Origin of the sequence: Rhizobium sp. L1K21, from assembly GCF_024055895.1 — a bacterium.
In the GTDB taxonomy this organism is placed as follows: domain Bacteria; phylum Pseudomonadota; class Alphaproteobacteria; order Rhizobiales; family Rhizobiaceae; genus Ensifer_A.
Genome location: NZ_JAMXLE010000002.1, coordinates 115166 through 130384 on the forward strand (window position 1 = coordinate 115166; position 15219 = coordinate 130384).

Annotated in this window: 16 protein-coding genes; all 16 read right to left on the reverse strand. The window is 57.4% G+C overall.

What is annotated here, in order from left to right; translation table 11 throughout:
• Nucleotides 1-24 precede the first annotated feature (24 nt).
• Nucleotides 25-744: a LuxR C-terminal-related transcriptional regulator gene (locus NHF56_RS13020; RefSeq protein ID WP_252805199.1), complete on the reverse strand. Its 720-nt coding sequence runs from the start codon at nt 742-744 to the stop codon at nt 25-27.
• A 60-nt stretch (nt 745-804) separates the two neighbouring features.
• Entirely contained in the window at nt 805-1536 is a 732-nt protein-coding gene (gene visN / locus NHF56_RS13025; RefSeq protein ID WP_252805201.1) for a transcriptional regulator VisN, read from the reverse strand.
• Between the two features lie 242 nt (nt 1537-1778).
• Nucleotides 1779-3497, reverse strand: a complete 1719-nt coding sequence (gene fliF, locus NHF56_RS13030; RefSeq protein ID WP_252805203.1) for a flagellar basal-body MS-ring/collar protein FliF — start codon at nt 3495-3497, stop codon at nt 1779-1781.
• 110 nt (nt 3498-3607) lie between these two features.
• Complete coding sequence (locus NHF56_RS13035) at nt 3608-4000, reverse strand: hypothetical protein (protein ID WP_252805206.1); 393 nt, start codon at nt 3998-4000, stop codon at nt 3608-3610.
• A 24-nt stretch (nt 4001-4024) separates the two neighbouring features.
• Nucleotides 4025-4582 carry a chemoreceptor glutamine deamidase CheD gene (gene cheD / locus NHF56_RS13040; RefSeq protein WP_252805208.1) on the reverse strand — a complete coding sequence of 186 codons (558 nt, stop codon included), beginning with the start codon at nt 4580-4582 and terminating at the stop codon, nt 4025-4027.
• Complete coding sequence (locus NHF56_RS13045) at nt 4579-4968, reverse strand: response regulator (RefSeq protein WP_252805209.1); 390 nt, start codon at nt 4966-4968, stop codon at nt 4579-4581. The genes cheD and NHF56_RS13045 overlap by 4 nt, the downstream gene beginning before the upstream one ends.
• Complete coding sequence (gene cheB / locus NHF56_RS13050) at nt 4968-6032, reverse strand: protein-glutamate O-methylesterase CheB (protein WP_252805211.1); 1065 nt, start codon at nt 6030-6032, stop codon at nt 4968-4970. Before cheB ends, NHF56_RS13045 begins: the two co-directional genes overlap by 1 nt.
• A complete protein-coding gene (locus NHF56_RS13055; RefSeq protein ID WP_252805213.1) occupies nt 6029-6931 on the reverse strand; it encodes a protein-glutamate O-methyltransferase in 903 nt (300 codons plus the stop codon). The genes cheB and NHF56_RS13055 overlap by 4 nt, the downstream gene beginning before the upstream one ends.
• Nucleotides 6928-7395, reverse strand: coding sequence for a chemotaxis protein CheW (locus NHF56_RS13060; RefSeq protein WP_252805215.1), 468 nt, complete (start codon nt 7393-7395; stop codon nt 6928-6930). The genes NHF56_RS13055 and NHF56_RS13060 overlap by 4 nt, the downstream gene beginning before the upstream one ends.
• 15 nt (nt 7396-7410) lie before the next feature.
• Complete coding sequence (locus NHF56_RS13065) at nt 7411-9711, reverse strand: chemotaxis protein CheA (RefSeq protein WP_252805217.1); 2301 nt, start codon at nt 9709-9711, stop codon at nt 7411-7413.
• Nucleotides 9712-9728: 17 nt separating this feature from the next.
• Nucleotides 9729-10094, reverse strand: a complete 366-nt coding sequence (locus tag NHF56_RS13070) for a response regulator (RefSeq protein WP_252805219.1) — start codon at nt 10092-10094, stop codon at nt 9729-9731.
• Nucleotides 10095-10107: 13 nt separating this feature from the next.
• Complete coding sequence (locus tag NHF56_RS13075; protein ID WP_252805221.1) at nt 10108-10389, reverse strand: STAS domain-containing protein; 282 nt, start codon at nt 10387-10389, stop codon at nt 10108-10110.
• Nucleotides 10390-10447: 58 nt separating this feature from the next.
• The gene (locus NHF56_RS13080; RefSeq protein WP_252805223.1) at nt 10448-12064 is read right to left on the reverse strand and encodes a globin-coupled sensor protein; all 1617 of its coding nucleotides are present in this window, start codon (nt 12062-12064) and stop codon (nt 10448-10450) included.
• Between the two features lie 454 nt (nt 12065-12518).
• The gene (locus NHF56_RS13085; protein ID WP_252805909.1) at nt 12519-13280 is read right to left on the reverse strand and encodes an ABC transporter ATP-binding protein; all 762 of its coding nucleotides are present in this window, start codon (nt 13278-13280) and stop codon (nt 12519-12521) included.
• 5 nt (nt 13281-13285) lie between these two features.
• Nucleotides 13286-14059: an ABC transporter ATP-binding protein gene (locus tag NHF56_RS13090; RefSeq protein ID WP_252805225.1), complete on the reverse strand. Its 774-nt coding sequence runs from the start codon at nt 14057-14059 to the stop codon at nt 13286-13288.
• A gap of 5 nt (nt 14060-14064) precedes the next feature.
• Entirely contained in the window at nt 14065-15219 is a 1155-nt protein-coding gene (locus NHF56_RS13095) for a branched-chain amino acid ABC transporter permease (protein ID WP_252805227.1), read from the reverse strand.

The following is a 15219-nucleotide window of genomic DNA, read 5'->3' on the forward strand; positions in this document are numbered from 1 at the left end:
GGCGATAATGCGCGGGGCTTCCCTTCAATTGATGTAGCCAAGGCGAATAGCTTTGGCGATGGCCTGGATGCGGTTGACCGAATCGAGCTTGGTGGTTGCCGCACCGAGATAGGCATTGACCGTGTGCACGGAAAGACCAAGCTTTTCGGCAACCTCTTCGCTGGTCAGCCCGTCGCCCGCCATCTGCAGACAGGCAATCTCGCGCTCCGACAGAAGCTCGGTCGCCTTGCTGTAGCGGACATCGCTTTGCAGGAGCGCGACCAAAACCCGGACGGCCTGCGTGTGAAGATCAAGGATCACATCGGCATTGAGGTCCAGATAGGCCGAGGTAAAAACCACGTAACCGTTTCCGGCAGCCCCCAGTTTCACCGGAAACGCAATTCCCGAAAATGGCAGCAGGCGCTCTTTCAGCCGTGCCACGAAATGGTTCATGTCGGGGGTTTCCGCCGTATTGGCATCCTCAGTCCCGTTCCACATCAGCGGCAGCGTTGACTGTTCCAGGTGGTTGGCAAGCTGCTCACCGTAGATGCCGATGATTTTGGCCGAGGCCGCTCCGCCGGCCGGAAAATTGTCGATCAGGGGCGTTATCTTGCCAGTGCCGCTTTGTGCGCCCCGACCCGTCTTGAAGATTGCGTGGTTGCGGGCTCCGGCCTTTTGCTGAAGCAAGAAAAGGTCATGCTGAATGTCGCGCGACACGGCATCATTGCCGGACCAAGGATGTGTCGGTTCTTTCATGCCCGGCATTGTGCGCACCCTTTTCTGTTGACCGAAAAGGCAGATAGAACGCCCGGGAGGCGCCTTCGCTCAAACAAGGTGGTTGCGAACGGCATATGCCACAGCCTCCGGGCGGTTTCGTGTTGCCGTCTTGCGCATGATACTCGTGATGTAATTGTTGATTGTATTACGTGATATGCCCAGTATTAGCGCGATTTCCTCGCTCGTCTTGCCTTCAGCAATCCAGTAGAGGCACTCGATCTCCCGGTCCGTCAGGTCCGCGTCCCGGTCGGTCGATGTCTTGCGGGAAACCACGATACTCATGAGGTAGGAGGCCAAAAGGCCTGCCTGGCGAATGCGTTCGGCAGATGCAATCACGTTTTCCGGCAGCAGGAATAGCAGCCTGTAGCGCATATGCCCAACCACGAAATCCACCCAGCAATGCTGGCGGCTGATGTTTTCCGGCAGTGCTGCACCATCGGGCAGAAGGCCAAAACCCGGCTGCAGCGTTGCGGTGCATTTCTCGATTTCGGTCGTTCGACCGCAGATCGCGAGAATCTCGCCATCGATCAGGCGAACGATATCAAATGGCCAATTGGAGGAGATGATATTTGCCAGGTTCTGCTCTGTCGCAAGGTCGTAACGCGCCAGAAGAAACGCGCTGGCACCGGCATAGGCTGTGATATCGGCGAGACCTGCACTGAAACCGCTTTCGTCACGCACCAGAGCCAACTGCGTGAGAAGTTGCTCCTGCGTCAAAAGCGCCGCCATCGATGCCTGTACAGGCGACGATTCGGCCTCTTTCGGGTTTTGGTACACCATTGTTACCGTATCCAGTTTCCTCGTACCCGGTTTCATACCGGGCATGTCGATCAGAATCTCTGGACCTCCCGCATCAGAAAGAACCATTCATAACAAGGACCGTCCGCATAATCCCCGCGGCATCTGAGCCGACTCCTTATTTGTAAGACAGTTTGTCTCAGAAGTGAAACAAACAATCGAACAGTTTCTCAAAAATAGGATTTTTTCGCCTTGTGTTTGAGGCAGCGCCGAGGCAACCCCAATCAAGCAGCGCGATCAACCGCCCATTTGCGCAGGATCTTGGCGGCGCGCTCTTCGCTGATTTCAACCATCTTTGACAGGCGGCGCTCAGGGCCTTGCTTGACCTTGCGATTGAAATCTGTCTGCTCATCATCGCCAACGCCAAGGATGTCGTCGGTGCTGTCAAAGCCAAAGTCTGCGCCGAAGCCTTCCATGAGCTGCCCGCCGGGGCCGCCCACTGCTGCGGGGGCAAAGTCGGGCAGTTCGAGACCGAGCGAATCCGACTCTCCATCAAGACCGGGAAGAGTGGCACCGCCGGCCGGTGCAAGGGCACCGCCACCCATGGAGCGCGCCAGCGGACGGAAGCCAAACCAGACGATGAGGAAGGCGACCGCAATGAATGCCAGGGCATTGATGATTGTACCCAGATAGCGGTTCATCATATCGCTGAAGCCGGATGCGGCCGCCTGCTGATCGAGAATTTCGCTTTCCAGGAAGTCCATGACCTGGATTTCCACCTGATCGCCGCGGTCGGCATTGATGGCGGCCGCCGTCTGAACGATTTTCTTCATCTCTTCGACATAGGCGTCGATAGCGGCCTGGTCGGCGTTTTCACCGATCAGCTTCAACAGACGCGCCTTGTTGACGACAACCGCGACCGAGATCTTCTCGACCGAATAGGTGTTGCGCGTCGTGGCAATCGTCTTGCTGTTGATTTCGTAGTTGGTAAGCTCTTCTTTCTTCTCGGCCTGATCGGCGGAGGTCGGACCACCGGCTCCACCCGCGCCTCCAGTCGGTGCCTGGGGAACGTTCTGCTCCACGGTCGTGGCAGCATTGGCTTCGGTGCTCTGCGACTTCTGTTCTTCCTTGGTCACACGCACCGAGCGCTCGACGCGGGATTCAGGATCGTAGATCGTTTCCTGTATCTGCTGGGCATCCGTGTTGAGCTTGGCAACCACACTGGCCCGGAAATTATCCATGCCCAGGAAGGGCGCAAGCGCCTTGTCGATATTGCTTTCGATGTCTTTCTGTACCTGCTGCTCGGTGCTGAGCGAGCGGCTTGCGCCGGAATTGCCATATTCCTCGCCGGACGCCAGAAGCTGGCCGGTGGAATCAAGCACTGTTACATCGTCGGGGCTGAGACCCGGAACGGAGGCGGCAACGAGGTGACGGATGGAAGCGGCCGATCTGCGACCGGTGTTGGTGCCGGCGCGGATCATGATGGAGGCGGTCGGCTTCTGTGCGCCGCGGCGGAAGCTGCCGGCATCGGGCAGAACGATGTGCACGCGCGCAGCGGTAATGCCGTCGATGGCCAGGATCGTGCGCGCAATTTCGCCTTCGAGCGCGCGCACCCGGGTGACTTCCTGCATGAAGGACGTCAGGCCGAGCGACCCGACCTTGTCAAAGAGTTCATAGCCGGATGTGGTGCTGTTCGGCAGGCCGCGTTCGGCAAGGAGAAGACGCGCCTGGGCGGTTTTGCCCACAGCAACCTGCACCGATGTACCATCTGCGCTTGTCTCAAAGGGAATTCCGGCTTCAGCCAGCGCAATGCTGATCTGGTTTGCGTCCGTCGTCTCAAGCCCCACATAGAGCGTTTCCATAGTGGGTTTGTTGAGATAGATGGCCGCGCCGAGAACGACGGCTATGGTCAGGACAGCAACGCCGCCCATGGCGGCCAGTCGCGCAGGCCCCAAAGCCGCGAGATTTCGCCCAACTGCCATCAATTGATTCAACAGATTCATTCTGCCCGCACCGCCGATATTCATTCCGCCGGATTGAAGCCTATTGAATGAAACTTGCGCGAACGTTTCGAACGTCCGGCATCATCAGAATTGAGGATCGTGCTCGGCGATCAAAAGAACTCGAAGTCGCCGGAAGCCTTCGTGATGGGTTGAGAATGGCCGTGCCGCACGTGGCCAGCGGCGAGCGCCTTCTGCATGTCCGCAAGCTTGACCAGGCTGAGCGCAATGGTGGTGTCAACCAACCACTCTTCTGGTATAGCAGCCGTAATTGTATCGATGAATTCTGCAAGTCCGCGCGTCTTTTGAACGGCGAGATCGATCCCCTGCAAAACCTTCATGCGATCTTCCTCAGCAAGCACGCCCGGCTGACCGGATGTTGCCAATTGTGGCTCAATGCGCTCGATCAGATAGGCAACGTCGTGCAATTCCGACACAATGCGCATGAGAACCTCCGGAAGAGCTTCTTCACCGGGTGTATCCGTGACTTCTTTTTCCAAACGCATGCGGGTACCCCTTTGATACAATTCTCAGAAAAACTCGATTGATGTGTCTTCGGTCCGCTTCGGTGCGGGTGCCGGACGCTGCTCCATGGCAACTGTGCGCTGTGTCTCTGCGCCGGTCAGTGCGTGCTGACGTGCGCGGCCGGAAATCGGCCAATATTCCAGCTTTCGGCCATGCTCACCGCCTGTGCTGGAGCCAACAAGCTGAATGCGTTCGTCGCGCAGGAACTGTTCCGCGAAGGCTGCGTTTTGCGCGCCAACATTGGAGAAACTTGCAATGGTCTTCGCGCCGCCGAAGATCTTTGCTTCCATCCGATCCTTGCGCGCGCCCTGCTTCAAGAGACCGTTGATGAGAAGTTCCATAAGGTGAACACCGTAGCGTGTCGCATCACCACCGGCTGCCAGCGCCTCGACGCTTCCAGGCAGCAGGAAGTGGTTCATGCCACCAACGCCGGCGATGGGATCACGGATGCAGGCTGCAACACAGGAGCCCAATATCGTGGTCAGCACGACGTCCGGGTCTGTCGAGACCTTGTACTCGCCCTGAATAATATTAACGCGCTTGGGCGCCAGTCCAATTGTCATTTCAGCGATCCAAACACGGCTTCGATCGCCGCCTTCATTTTTTCAATGGTAAAGGGCTTGGCCAAAACGTTGTTTGCACCAAGCTGCGCAGCCTTCTGAACCAGCGCGCGGTCGCCCTGGGCCGTCAGAATGATGAATGCCGCCTTTTTCGTCTGCGGGTTTGAACGAACCGCTTCGAGAAGTCCGAGACCATCCATCTTCGGCATGTTGAAATCCGAGATGACCAGGTGATGCGGGGCCTGGGACATGATCTTGTATCCCTGCTCCCCGTCACCGGCGACGGTGATCTGTTTGAAACCAAGCTGAGTCAGCGCATCACTCAACAACAAACGGCTGGTGACCTGATCGTCAACAACGAGAACTTTGATTTTTTCGGCGATGGACATTAGTCGCTCCCTTCTTTGCGGGCGGCAGTTATTTTTAAAATCTCTTCACCGATAAGGCCCAGGGGGAGTTGGCGCTCCACTGCCCCCAGTTCATAGGCCACTCTCGGCATTCCATATACGACACAGGTTTTCTCATCCTGCCCGATTGTTTTGGCTCCGGCATAGTGCATCTTCAAAAGGCCGGCCGCGCCATCGCGGCCCATGCCTGTGAGGATCACACCCACTGCATTACGCCCTCCGACCTCGGCAACCGAATCGAACAGAACATCCACCGAAGGGCGGTGTCCGTTGACCGGCTCCTTGTCCAGAAGACGGCAGCTTGGAGCAGACTGGTTGACAACCTGCAGGTGACGATCCCCGCCAGGTGCCAGATAAATCTTACCAATTTGTAACCGCGCCCCGTCAGTTGCCTCTTCAACAACCGGTGCACACAGGCGATTGAGCCTCTCGGCGAAGCTTTTCGTGAAAGTTGCCGGCATATGCTGAGTGATGACGGTCGGCGGGCAATTGACCGGAAAATTCTGCAAGACCTGGATCAGCGCCTCGACACCGCCCGTTGACGAACCAATGGCGACAATCTTGCGACCGACCTTGTAGTCGGATGTCTTGTTGGCATTTGCCGGCTGCGGTGCGGTCGGCGCTTGCTTGTAGCCGCCTGCGGGCAAATAACGTCCACGCGCGCGGGCTGCAGCTTTGACCTTCTCGGCAAGTCCGGCAAACGGTGCTGCATCGCCGGGTGCGGGTTTGCCAATGCAATCGAAGGCACCGATTTCAAGGGCTGCCAGCGTGGCATCAGCCCCGCGATGGGTCAGCGAAGAAATCATGATGACCGGCATCGGGCGCAGTCGCATGATCTTGTCCAGGAAATCCAGGCCGTTCATGTTCGGCATTTCAATGTCGAGCGTGACCACGTCCGGGTCGAGACGTTTGATCGCCTCGCGGGCTTCCATGGCATCGCCAGCCTGACCGATGACGCTCACTTCGGGGTCAGCATTCAAGACCGCCGAAATAATGCCGCGCATGGTCGGCGAATCATCAACAACGAGAACGCGGGCTTCCGTCATGACGCCCTCCGGCGACTGTTGTAACGATACGTCGTGACACCAATGTTATCGAATTGATCCTTGGCGGGGCCGGAAACGCGTTCGGAATGGCCAATGTAAAGGTGGCCGTTATCCGTCATCAGATCTGCAAAACGCTGCCAGATCTTCACCTGTGTCGGTTCATCGAAATAGATGACCACGTTGCGGCAGAAGATGATGTCAAACTTGCCCTTGAACGGCCACTGCGCCATCAGGTTCAGCTCGTTATACGTGATGAGGCGCTTGACCTTGTCATCAATCTGCCATTTGCGACGTCCGCCATCGTCCACTTCCTTGAACCATTGGCGGCGCATTTCCGGGCTCACAGTCTCGAGCGCAGTTGCATCGTAGGCACCCTGGCGAGCGACAGCCAGGATTTTGGGATCGATATCCGTTGCCAAAATGCGGAAATCGTAATCCATGACATTCGGAAACATCTGCAGGACGGTGAGCGCAATCGAATAAGGCTCCTGTCCATCAGACGAAGCCGCCGACCAGATACGGACCCTGCCGCCTCTCTTGGCGCGTTCAATCAGTTCGGGCAACACATCGGTGCGCATATGCTCGAAATGATGATTTTCGCGGAAGAAGCGCGTGAAATTGGTCGTCAGATGCGACAGCATCTCACGCCTCTCGGCAGCGCCGGCAGGCGAAGCCACGAGCTCGCAATATTCACGAAAGCCGCTCAGCCCCAGCCTGCGAATATGCTTCGAAAGGCGCGAATAGACGAGCGAAGCCTTGCTCTCATTTAGATAAATGCCGGCGTCGGCGTAGATCATTGCGGAAATTTCGGTCAAGTCACGCCGTGTCAGCGGGAATTCGCCGCTGGCCAGGCATTCGTTACCGTTCAGTCTTTGATCCGTCGCCAAAGAAGTGGTCATGCAGCTTCGCTTTCCGTCGCATCGATAAGAGCATCAAGCTCAATTAAACAAATCATCCGCTTCTCGATTGCCAGGATCCCGCGGGCATAAGAGCGCTCGAGATCGGAGGAAACTTCCGGCGTTGGCTGTATATCTTCATCAGTGACAGTTAATATATCGGATACAGCATCGACCAGAAGACCAGCAATTCTAGCACCGACCTGCACCACTATGATCACGTGGCGTGCGGTCGGTTCCGCTGGTTTCAAACCCAATCGTGCCGCAAGGTCGATAATCGGCAGGACAGCCCCCCGCAGATTGATCACACCTTTGACGAAACTGGGCGCGTGCGGCATCGGAGTGGCCTTCGTCCATCCGCGAATTTCGCGCACGCCCATGATGTTTACGCAAAATTCCTGATCGCCAATGCGAAAGGCAATCAGCTCACGCCCTCCCGCCATCAGATTTTTCGCAACACTCGTCATCCCAATACGCGCTCCTTACCCCGCAACAGAAAGTGCTGTGTCTGCCTTCAACGACTGGCCGCGCGAGGCCGCGACGACCGAGTCGACGTCGAGAATGAGGGCCACTCTGCCATCCCCAAGAATGGTTGCCGCGGCGATGCCGGGAACATGGGTGTAGTTGGCTTCGAGGCTCTTGATAACGACCTGGCGCTGGCCCTGGATCGCATCAACCATGAGCGCGCGCTGGCCGCCGCCTTCGGATTCCACCAGAAGCGCAACACCGTCGGTGGGGTTGGCATTTCCGGGACGGAAGTTGAGAATACGGCCGACATCCACCAGCGGGCAGAAGCCGTCGCGGATCGCGATAAGCCGCTGCGAAGCGCCGAAGGAGTGAACCGACGAGGCTTCGGGCTGCAGGGTTTCCACAATGGCGGTGAGCGGCACCACCAGCGTTTGACCGGCAACTGTCACCACCATGCCGTCAAGAACGGCAAGCGTCAGCGGAAGGCTCATGGTGAAGGTTGAGCCTTCGCCCGGCTTCGACTGGATGGTGATACGACCGCCGAGGGCCTGAATGGAGCGCTTGACCACGTCCATGCCCACGCCGCGTCCCGAAATATCGGAGATCTTGTCGGCGGTGGAGAAGCCCGGGTGGAAGATAAGGTTGTCGATTTCCTCATCCGAGAGCTGGGTTTCGGTATTGATCAGATCGTTGTCGATTGCCTTCTGGCGAACGCGTTCGCGGTTGATGCCCGCGCCATCGTCGGAAAGTTCGATGACGATTCGGCCCGACCGGTGTTTTGCCGAAAGCTTGACGGTGCCTTCGGGGTTTTTGCCCTTTTCGGCGCGCTTTTCAGGCATTTCCAGGCCGTGGTCCACGGCATTTCGGATCATGTGCGTCAGCGGTTCGGCAAGCTTGTCGATCACTGTCTTGTCGACTTCGGTGTTTTCGCCTTCCGTGACCAGACGAACCGATTTGCCCGTCATGTCGGCGATTTCGCGAACGATACGCGACATGCGCTGGAAGACCGGCTTCACAGGCTGCGCGCGGATGGCCATCACGCTGTCCTGGATTTCGCGGGTCAGTTGCTGAAGCTCTTCCAGGCCGGTGTTGATGGTGGTTGCGCCCGGCTGGTCGTTGCCCGTCACGCTTTGGGAAAGCATGGCCTGGTTGATCACAAGCTCGCCAACGAGGTTGATCAGGCGGTCCACACGGTCGAGATCCACACGGATGGTCTGATTGGCCGTAGCGTTCTGGCCAGTTGCTGCCTGTTCCTGGACCGGTGCAGCTTTGGCTGCAGCGGCCGGTGAGGCCTTGGCGGCGGGTGATGCCTTCGTCTCACTGGCGGCAGAGGCGGCCATATTCACCACATTGGCGGCAACCGATGCAGCTTCGACGGCATCCGCAATATCGGAATGGTCGTCATCGGCATCGCTTTCGCCATCGAGAATGGACAGATCGAACGGCACCGGCTGCATCGGCAGCTCTTCGCCATCTTCACCTTCTGCCGTTTCATGGGCCGTGATTTCAAGATCGCAGTCCCACTCGGCAAATTCGAATACGGTTCGGATACCCTCTTCGCCCTTGTCAGTCTTGATTGTGATGTTCCAGGAGAAGTAGGCGCCTTCCGGGTCCATCTGATCAAGGCCCGGCAGATCATCCATATTGCAATAGATGGTCATCTCGCCAATCTTGGAGAGATCGCGCAGGAGAAGCGTTGCCTCATTGCCCTTCGAATAGAGTTCGGCGCGCGGCTTGAACGAAACGTCGAAGCTGGGCGCTTCCACTTTCTCGGCCTCGCCTTCTTCGCCGCCGAAGTCGTCGAATGAAAACGGTACAGGCTGGAAACCGCTTTCATCGGTCGCAGCCGGTGCAGGCGCTGCAGCTTCCGCAGGAGCGGCGGGAGCTGCCGGTTCGGCTGCGGCCGGTGCATCTGCTGCACCGGAGGGCCGGCCACCTTTTGCCAGAGCGTCCAGATCTTTCACCAGACCTGACGTGCGCGACGATTCCACCGTTCCGCCGTCACGGGCCGCCACGGTGAGGTCGGCGAGCACGTCGGCCGACTTCAGCATGACTTTCATGACCTCTTGATCGGGGTCGAGCTTCCCGGATCGAACGCAATCAAGAGTGGTTTCGAAGACATGGGCGAAGGCTACCAGGTCATCCAGACCGAATGCGCCAGCGCCCCCTTTGATGGAATGCACCGCACGGAACACAGCGTTGACTGTTTCCGGGTCGCGATCCCCATCATTCATGCTCAGAAGACCGGATTCCAGTTCAGCGAGCTGTTCCTCGCATTCCTGGAAAAAGATCTCTTTGATTTCGTTCATATCCATAGGAATAATTCCCGTTTTTAGGCGGTTACACGTTCAATAGCGTCGATCAGTTTTGTGGGATCGAAAGGTTTGACGATCCACCCTGTCGCACCGGCCTGGCGCGCGCGGTTCTTCTTTTCCGCATCGCTTTCCGTGGTCAGAACCAGGATCGGGATTGCACGGTAACGGTCGTTCTTGCGAACGCCTTCGATGAAGCCGAATCCATCAAGGCGCGGCATGTTGATATCGGTAACAATCACGTCCGGCATCGCTTCTTCGAGAACTTCGAGACCTTCAATGCCGTCTTCGGCCTGGATGGTCTCAAAACCAGCGTTGTTAAGCGTGACGAGCAGCATGTTCCGGATCGTCCGGGAATCGTCGACTGTAAGTACTCTTTTTTTCATCGCTATTTTGCTCCTATGCGATCAATGGTTCGAAATTGACGCCGGCGAGTTGCATTGTCGCCTTGAACGCGTCTGAAACTTTTTCAAATTTGATGCTCTTCTTATCTTCTTCCCAGCTCTTGGCAGCTGCGAAGATCACCTGCATGCACTGAGCGCCTGCGCGCTGAACCGCGGAAGCATCGATGGTGACATCCTTGCCGCGCATCGACATCAGCTTTCCGTGGAGTTCTGAAGCTTCGTTAAAGTCCAGCACCGCGGCGAGCGTGATGCTATTTCCGGTATCCTTGCCAGCCATTCTTTCTTCCTCTTCTTTCCAGCGGTTTCAGGTTTCTCACCCGCACCTGCCAAAACCCTTATCCGGACAGCCCGGCGAGATAGGCCGATTCAATCAGCCTGCCGCCATCCACTTCCCGGTGTTCTTCCTTTTCAAGCTTTTCACGCTGCCGCGGCGGTTCGTAGTGAACCCGGCTCGGCTCGCGACGCTGCATGTGAAATGCGCGAATGGTGTTGCCAAGCTCCACGATCACCGTGTGCAGATCGTCCGTTTGCGATCCGATTTCTGCGGCCTGACGTGCAGCACCGGAGGTCAGATCGGACAGTGCGGTAAACTCCGACGTTGCCGCGCCGAGACCGTCCGCATGACGTCCGGTTTCCGCAGCCACTTCGGTAATATCTTCGCTGATTGCGCCAATCTTTTCGACCACGCCGCCGATGGCCGACTGGGTGCGCCCCACCTGTTCGACACCATGTTCGACCTGGCTCTTGGTTTCGCTCACCAGATCCTTGATTTCGCGGGCCGCATCGGCAGAGCGCTGGGCCAGCGCCCGCACTTCCTGCGCGACCACCGCAAAACCGCGGCCCGCATCGCCTGCGCGGGCCGCTTCGATGCCGGCATTCAGCGCCAGAAGGTTGGTCTGGAAGGCAATCTCATCGATCGCACCGATGATCTGGCCGATTTTTTCCGCCGATGCCTCGATATCCGACATGGCCTCGATGGCCGCACCTGCGGCGGCACCGGTTTCGACGGCGGCCTGTTTCGTCTCACCGACGGCTCGGACAGTTCCCGAACTGCGTGCGGCATTGGCCTTCACACTCTCCAGAAGCGCATTCAAGGACTGTGTATTGCCCTGCAGGCGGTCTGCACATTCGGCAGCCTGGGCGGAAAAACGGGCCACACGGTTGGCCGTGTCTTCAAACGTCGTCTGTGCATTTTCCTGCGCTGCATCGGCACCGTTTAGAGCGTCGCAAATCTTGTCGAGCGCGGCGTTCAAGAGAGACCCGACTTCCGCAAAGGCTTCAGGCGCATTTTCCGGCACGCGTGCCGTCAGATCGTTTGCCGCCAGCGCCCGCACAACGTTGGAGAAGGTGGAAAGCGCTTCGTCTTCCACCGTGGCGCGCATCTCTTTCAATTCGCGCTGATGGGTGAGACGCAATTCATTGAAACGCAGCGAAACCGCGATTTCGAGATCCACCATCACAGTTCGGATGACCGAGGCAATCAGTTCGTTCACATCTTCAGGAACAGCACGTCTTCTGGAAAACATGCCGCCTTGGCGCAGCTTGGAGAGAACGCCTGTCACCAAATGTTCAAGAACCACCGCGTGGCCGGAAATATGCCAGCGCGGATCAAGGCCCATGCGAATCTGTGCGTCGGAAAGGACCTTCACGCGTTCGGCATAGAGGCTGTCGAAACGGGCATCGCTCAGCACGTCCCAATGGGAGGCGAGCAGATCATGCAGGCGCTCTGTCTGGTTTTCACTCACAAACTGGCGTGCTGCATCGGGATAGGATTGATAACGGACGAAGAGGTCGCGCAATGCGTCACGAACATGCGGCAGCAGGTCCTGGCGACGGGCGCGCAGGGCGTCGCACTGGGCAGAATCCAGCCCGGCAAAACGCAGGCGGTCACGCAGGCTGCCTGCCTGTGGCCTTTTCGCCTGTTCGTTTTCTGCGCCGCTTTCCAAGTTCATTGCCCCCGAAAATTCTCGTTGCCAGCCTATGCCGGCGAGGAATAAGCGGTCTTCAGTTACGCAGTACGCAACGGGTCATTGCCCCGTTTTCACAACCTGAATTTCAGCAATGTTGTAAATCGCGCCGCCGCAAATGATCGACCTGCATCTACATTCCGGAGTCCCGGCGAAGCGGAGTGGCGTCATGCCTGGGAATAAACGAATGATCCCATTTCCCACCGACCTTAATATTTATGGTTAATTCCTTGCCTGAAGGTTAACGTTTCCTGCCCCGCAGTGAATATACCCTCAAGATTAGGGAGAACATTTCTATGCTCGATAGCGCGCAAACCCGCAAATTCTTGAATAATCTATAGATAATAAAATGTTAAAGGCGCCCAGTGTCATTAAGAGACAGCCCGGCGCCCATGTTGGAAATTCCTGTTTTGGGCGCAAGCAAACGCCTCATGAAATCTCAGATTGCGAGATATTCGTTTCGCAGATCTTCGTTGTCCAAAACCTCCTGAGCGCTGCCGCTGAAGACCACCTGGCCGGTATCCATGATGACGGCGCGGTCGGATAGCCTGAGGGCGGCCACCGCGTTCTGCTCCACGATCACTGTGGTAATGCCGATATCGCGAATCTGGCGGACAATCTTTTCGATTTCCTGCACGATGACAGGTGCCAGCCCCTCGTAAGGTTCATCCAGGAACAATATCTTGATATCGCGGGCGAGCGCGCGGGCGACTGCGAGCATCTGCTGCTCGCCGCCGGACATTGTTGTTGCTTCCTGCGAACGGCGCTCAGCCAGGCGCGGGAAATGATCGTAGATCTTTTCGAGCGCCCATCCCTTCTCGCCCGAGACCTGCGCCAGGATGAGGTTTTCCTCAACCGTCAAACCGCCGATGATGCGCCGGTCTTCCGGCACCAGCTGCACACCGGCCTTGGCTGCCTGGAATGCCTTCTTGTTGTGAAGCGGCTCTCCGTCGAGCCAGATCTCCCCGCTTTTCAAGGCGGGACTGTCGACGCGTGCCAATGTGCGCAGCGTAGAGGTCTTGCCGGCCCCGTTGCGTCCCAAAAGCGAAAGCACCTCGCCTTTCTTCACATCAAATGAGACACCCTGGACGATATAACTTTCGCCATACCATGCATGGATGTCACGCACACTGAAAAACGCCTGGTTTGCCTGTTCGGTCACAGCCCCGATCTCTCCCCTGAATTCGGCTATCTCCGGCATCGCGCTCATTGGTGCGCCTCCCCGAGATAGGCTTCCTTGACCTTCGGACTACCCCTCACCTCGTCGGGCAAACCTTCGGCTATTATCTTGCCTTGCGCAAGCACGCTAATCTTGTCGGCGAGCGAGAAGACCACGTGCATGTCGTGTTCGATAATGACCTTGGTCATGCCGCGCGATTTGATGCGCTTTAAAAGGTCAATCGTCATGTTGGTATCGTGGCGCGCCATGCCGGCCGTCGGCTCGTCGAGAAGCAGCAGCTTGGGCTTTTGTATCAGGCACATGCCGAGTTCGAGACGGCGTTTGTCGCCGCGTGACAGCGCACCTGCAAGGTCAAAGCGCCGTTCATAGAGGCCAACGTCCTGAAGCACATACTCGGCCTCGTCGCGCACTGATTTCTCAGCAGCCACCGCTCGAACCGCGTTGAACTTGAAGGCCCCGTCGCGCTTGGCAAAGGCCGGGATCATTACATTGTCGAGGAGCGTCAGGTCGGCAAAGATTTCCGGCGTCTGGAAAACGCGCGACACGCCCAGCTGGTTGATCTCATGCGGCTCGTGTTCATCAAGCACCTGGCCGTTGAACAGCACATGTCCGTTGTCAGGCCGGATGCGTCCGATGCAGACATTGAGAAGGGTCGATTTGCCCGCACCGTTGGGGCCGATGATGGCGTGCACCTTACCCTCTTCAACCTTGAGATTGACTTCGGTAAGGGCGCGCAGCCCGCCGAAGCTCTTGTTCACATCTGCAACGTGGAGAACGATGTTCTTTTCAGCTGTTGTCATGATCCTTACTCCGCCGCTTGAGGATGGCCGCTGACGGCAGCATTTCCATCGCCTTTGTTTCCACCCTTGAAGAGCGATGCGATCCGTCGCACGCCTTCCATGATGCCGCCGGGCAGGAAGATCACGATGAGCATGAAGACCACACCGAGCGTCAGGCTCCATCCTTCGCCGACAAACAGGCCGGATACCGTAACAAAGGCTTCACGAACCGGCTCAGGCAGAAACGAGTAGAACTGGTTCAGTGTGTTGTCGTTGAACGACGAGAAGATGTTCTCGAAATACTTGATGACCGCAGCACCGATGACAGGACCGACAAGCGTGCCGACGCCACCGAGAATGGTCATGAGAACGACCTCGCCCGATGCGGTCCACTGCATGCGCTCAGCCCCTGCCAGCGGATCGGTGCAGGCCATGAGCGCACCGGCAAGACCGGCATAGACGCCCGAAATCACGAAGGCGGCAATCAGATACGGACGGGTATTATAGCCTGTGTAGCGCATACGGTTCTGGTTCGACTTGATCGCCTTCAACTGAAGACCGAAGGGCGAACGGAAGATGCGCATCGAGATATAAAAACCGATGATGAGCAACACTGCCGTGAAATAGAAGCCGGAAAGCCCACCACCACTGACATCGATGCCGAAGAAGTTGGTGCGCGGCAGGCCTGCACCAGGCTCGATGAACATGTGATCGATCACGCGCGGGTCGTTCAGCGAAAGCTGGAGACCCGTTTCACCATTGGTCAGCGGGGTCAGAACGGAATAGGCGAGGTTGTAGCTCATCTGCGCGAAGGCGAGCGTGATGATGGAGAAATAAATACCCGACCGGCGCAGGCTGATAAAACCGATCACGGCAGCAAAAAAGCCGGCGAAGATGATCGCCAGTATCACGGCTGGGACGACATTCATCGTGAACAGCTTGAAGGACCAAACTGCTGCATAGGAACCGACGCCGAGAAAGGCTGCATGGCCAAAAGAGAGATACCCCGTGAGGCCGAACAGAATGTTGAAGCCGATGGCAAAGAGCCCGAAGATGCAGAATTTCTGCAGGATGGCCGGATAGGCAGCGCCAATTGGCTGGAAGAGAACCGGAGCGGCCAGAACGACACCTGAGAAGATGAGGAACATCGTCCAGTCCCGGCTTGAGAGATTGCTGAACAT

Coding starts and splice junctions, on each gene's coding strand:
- NHF56_RS13070 (WP_252805219.1), bottom strand. CDS start 10,094: ATGAAAAAAAGAGTACTTACAGTCGACGATTCCCGGACGATCCGGAAC.
- cheB (WP_252805211.1), bottom strand. CDS start 6,032: ATGACGGAAGCCCGCGTTCTCGTTGTTGATGATTCGCCGACCATGCGC.
- NHF56_RS13065 (WP_252805217.1), bottom strand. CDS start 9,711: ATGGATATGAACGAAATCAAAGAGATCTTTTTCCAGGAATGCGAGGAA.
- NHF56_RS13090 (WP_252805225.1), bottom strand. CDS start 14,059: ATGACAACAGCTGAAAAGAACATCGTTCTCCACGTTGCAGATGTGAAC.
- fliF (WP_252805203.1), bottom strand. CDS start 3,497: ATGAATCTGTTGAATCAATTGATGGCAGTTGGGCGAAATCTCGCGGCT.
- NHF56_RS13085 (WP_252805909.1), bottom strand. CDS start 13,280: ATGCCGGAGATAGCCGAATTCAGGGGAGAGATCGGGGCTGTGACCGAA.
- NHF56_RS13080 (WP_252805223.1), bottom strand. CDS start 12,064: ATGAACTTGGAAAGCGGCGCAGAAAACGAACAGGCGAAAAGGCCACAG.
- cheD (WP_252805208.1), bottom strand. CDS start 4,582: ATGACAATTGGACTGGCGCCCAAGCGCGTTAATATTATTCAGGGCGAG.
- NHF56_RS13060 (WP_252805215.1), bottom strand. CDS start 7,395: ATGACGAGTGTTGCGAAAAATCTGATGGCGGGAGGGCGTGAGCTGATT.
- NHF56_RS13045 (WP_252805209.1), bottom strand. CDS start 4,968: ATGTCCATCGCCGAAAAAATCAAAGTTCTCGTTGTTGACGATCAGGTC.
- NHF56_RS13035 (WP_252805206.1), bottom strand. CDS start 4,000: ATGCGTTTGGAAAAAGAAGTCACGGATACACCCGGTGAAGAAGCTCTT.
- NHF56_RS13075 (WP_252805221.1), bottom strand. CDS start 10,389: ATGGCTGGCAAGGATACCGGAAATAGCATCACGCTCGCCGCGGTGCTG.
- NHF56_RS13020 (WP_252805199.1), bottom strand. CDS start 744: ATGCCGGGCATGAAAGAACCGACACATCCTTGGTCCGGCAATGATGCC.
- NHF56_RS13055 (WP_252805213.1), bottom strand. CDS start 6,931: ATGACCACTTCTTTGGCGACGGATCAAAGACTGAACGGTAACGAATGC.
- visN (WP_252805201.1), bottom strand. CDS start 1,536: ATGGTGTACCAAAACCCGAAAGAGGCCGAATCGTCGCCTGTACAGGCA.
- NHF56_RS13095 (WP_252805227.1), bottom strand. CDS start 15,219: ATGTTCAGCAATCTCTCAAGCCGGGACTGGACGATGTTCCTCATCTTC.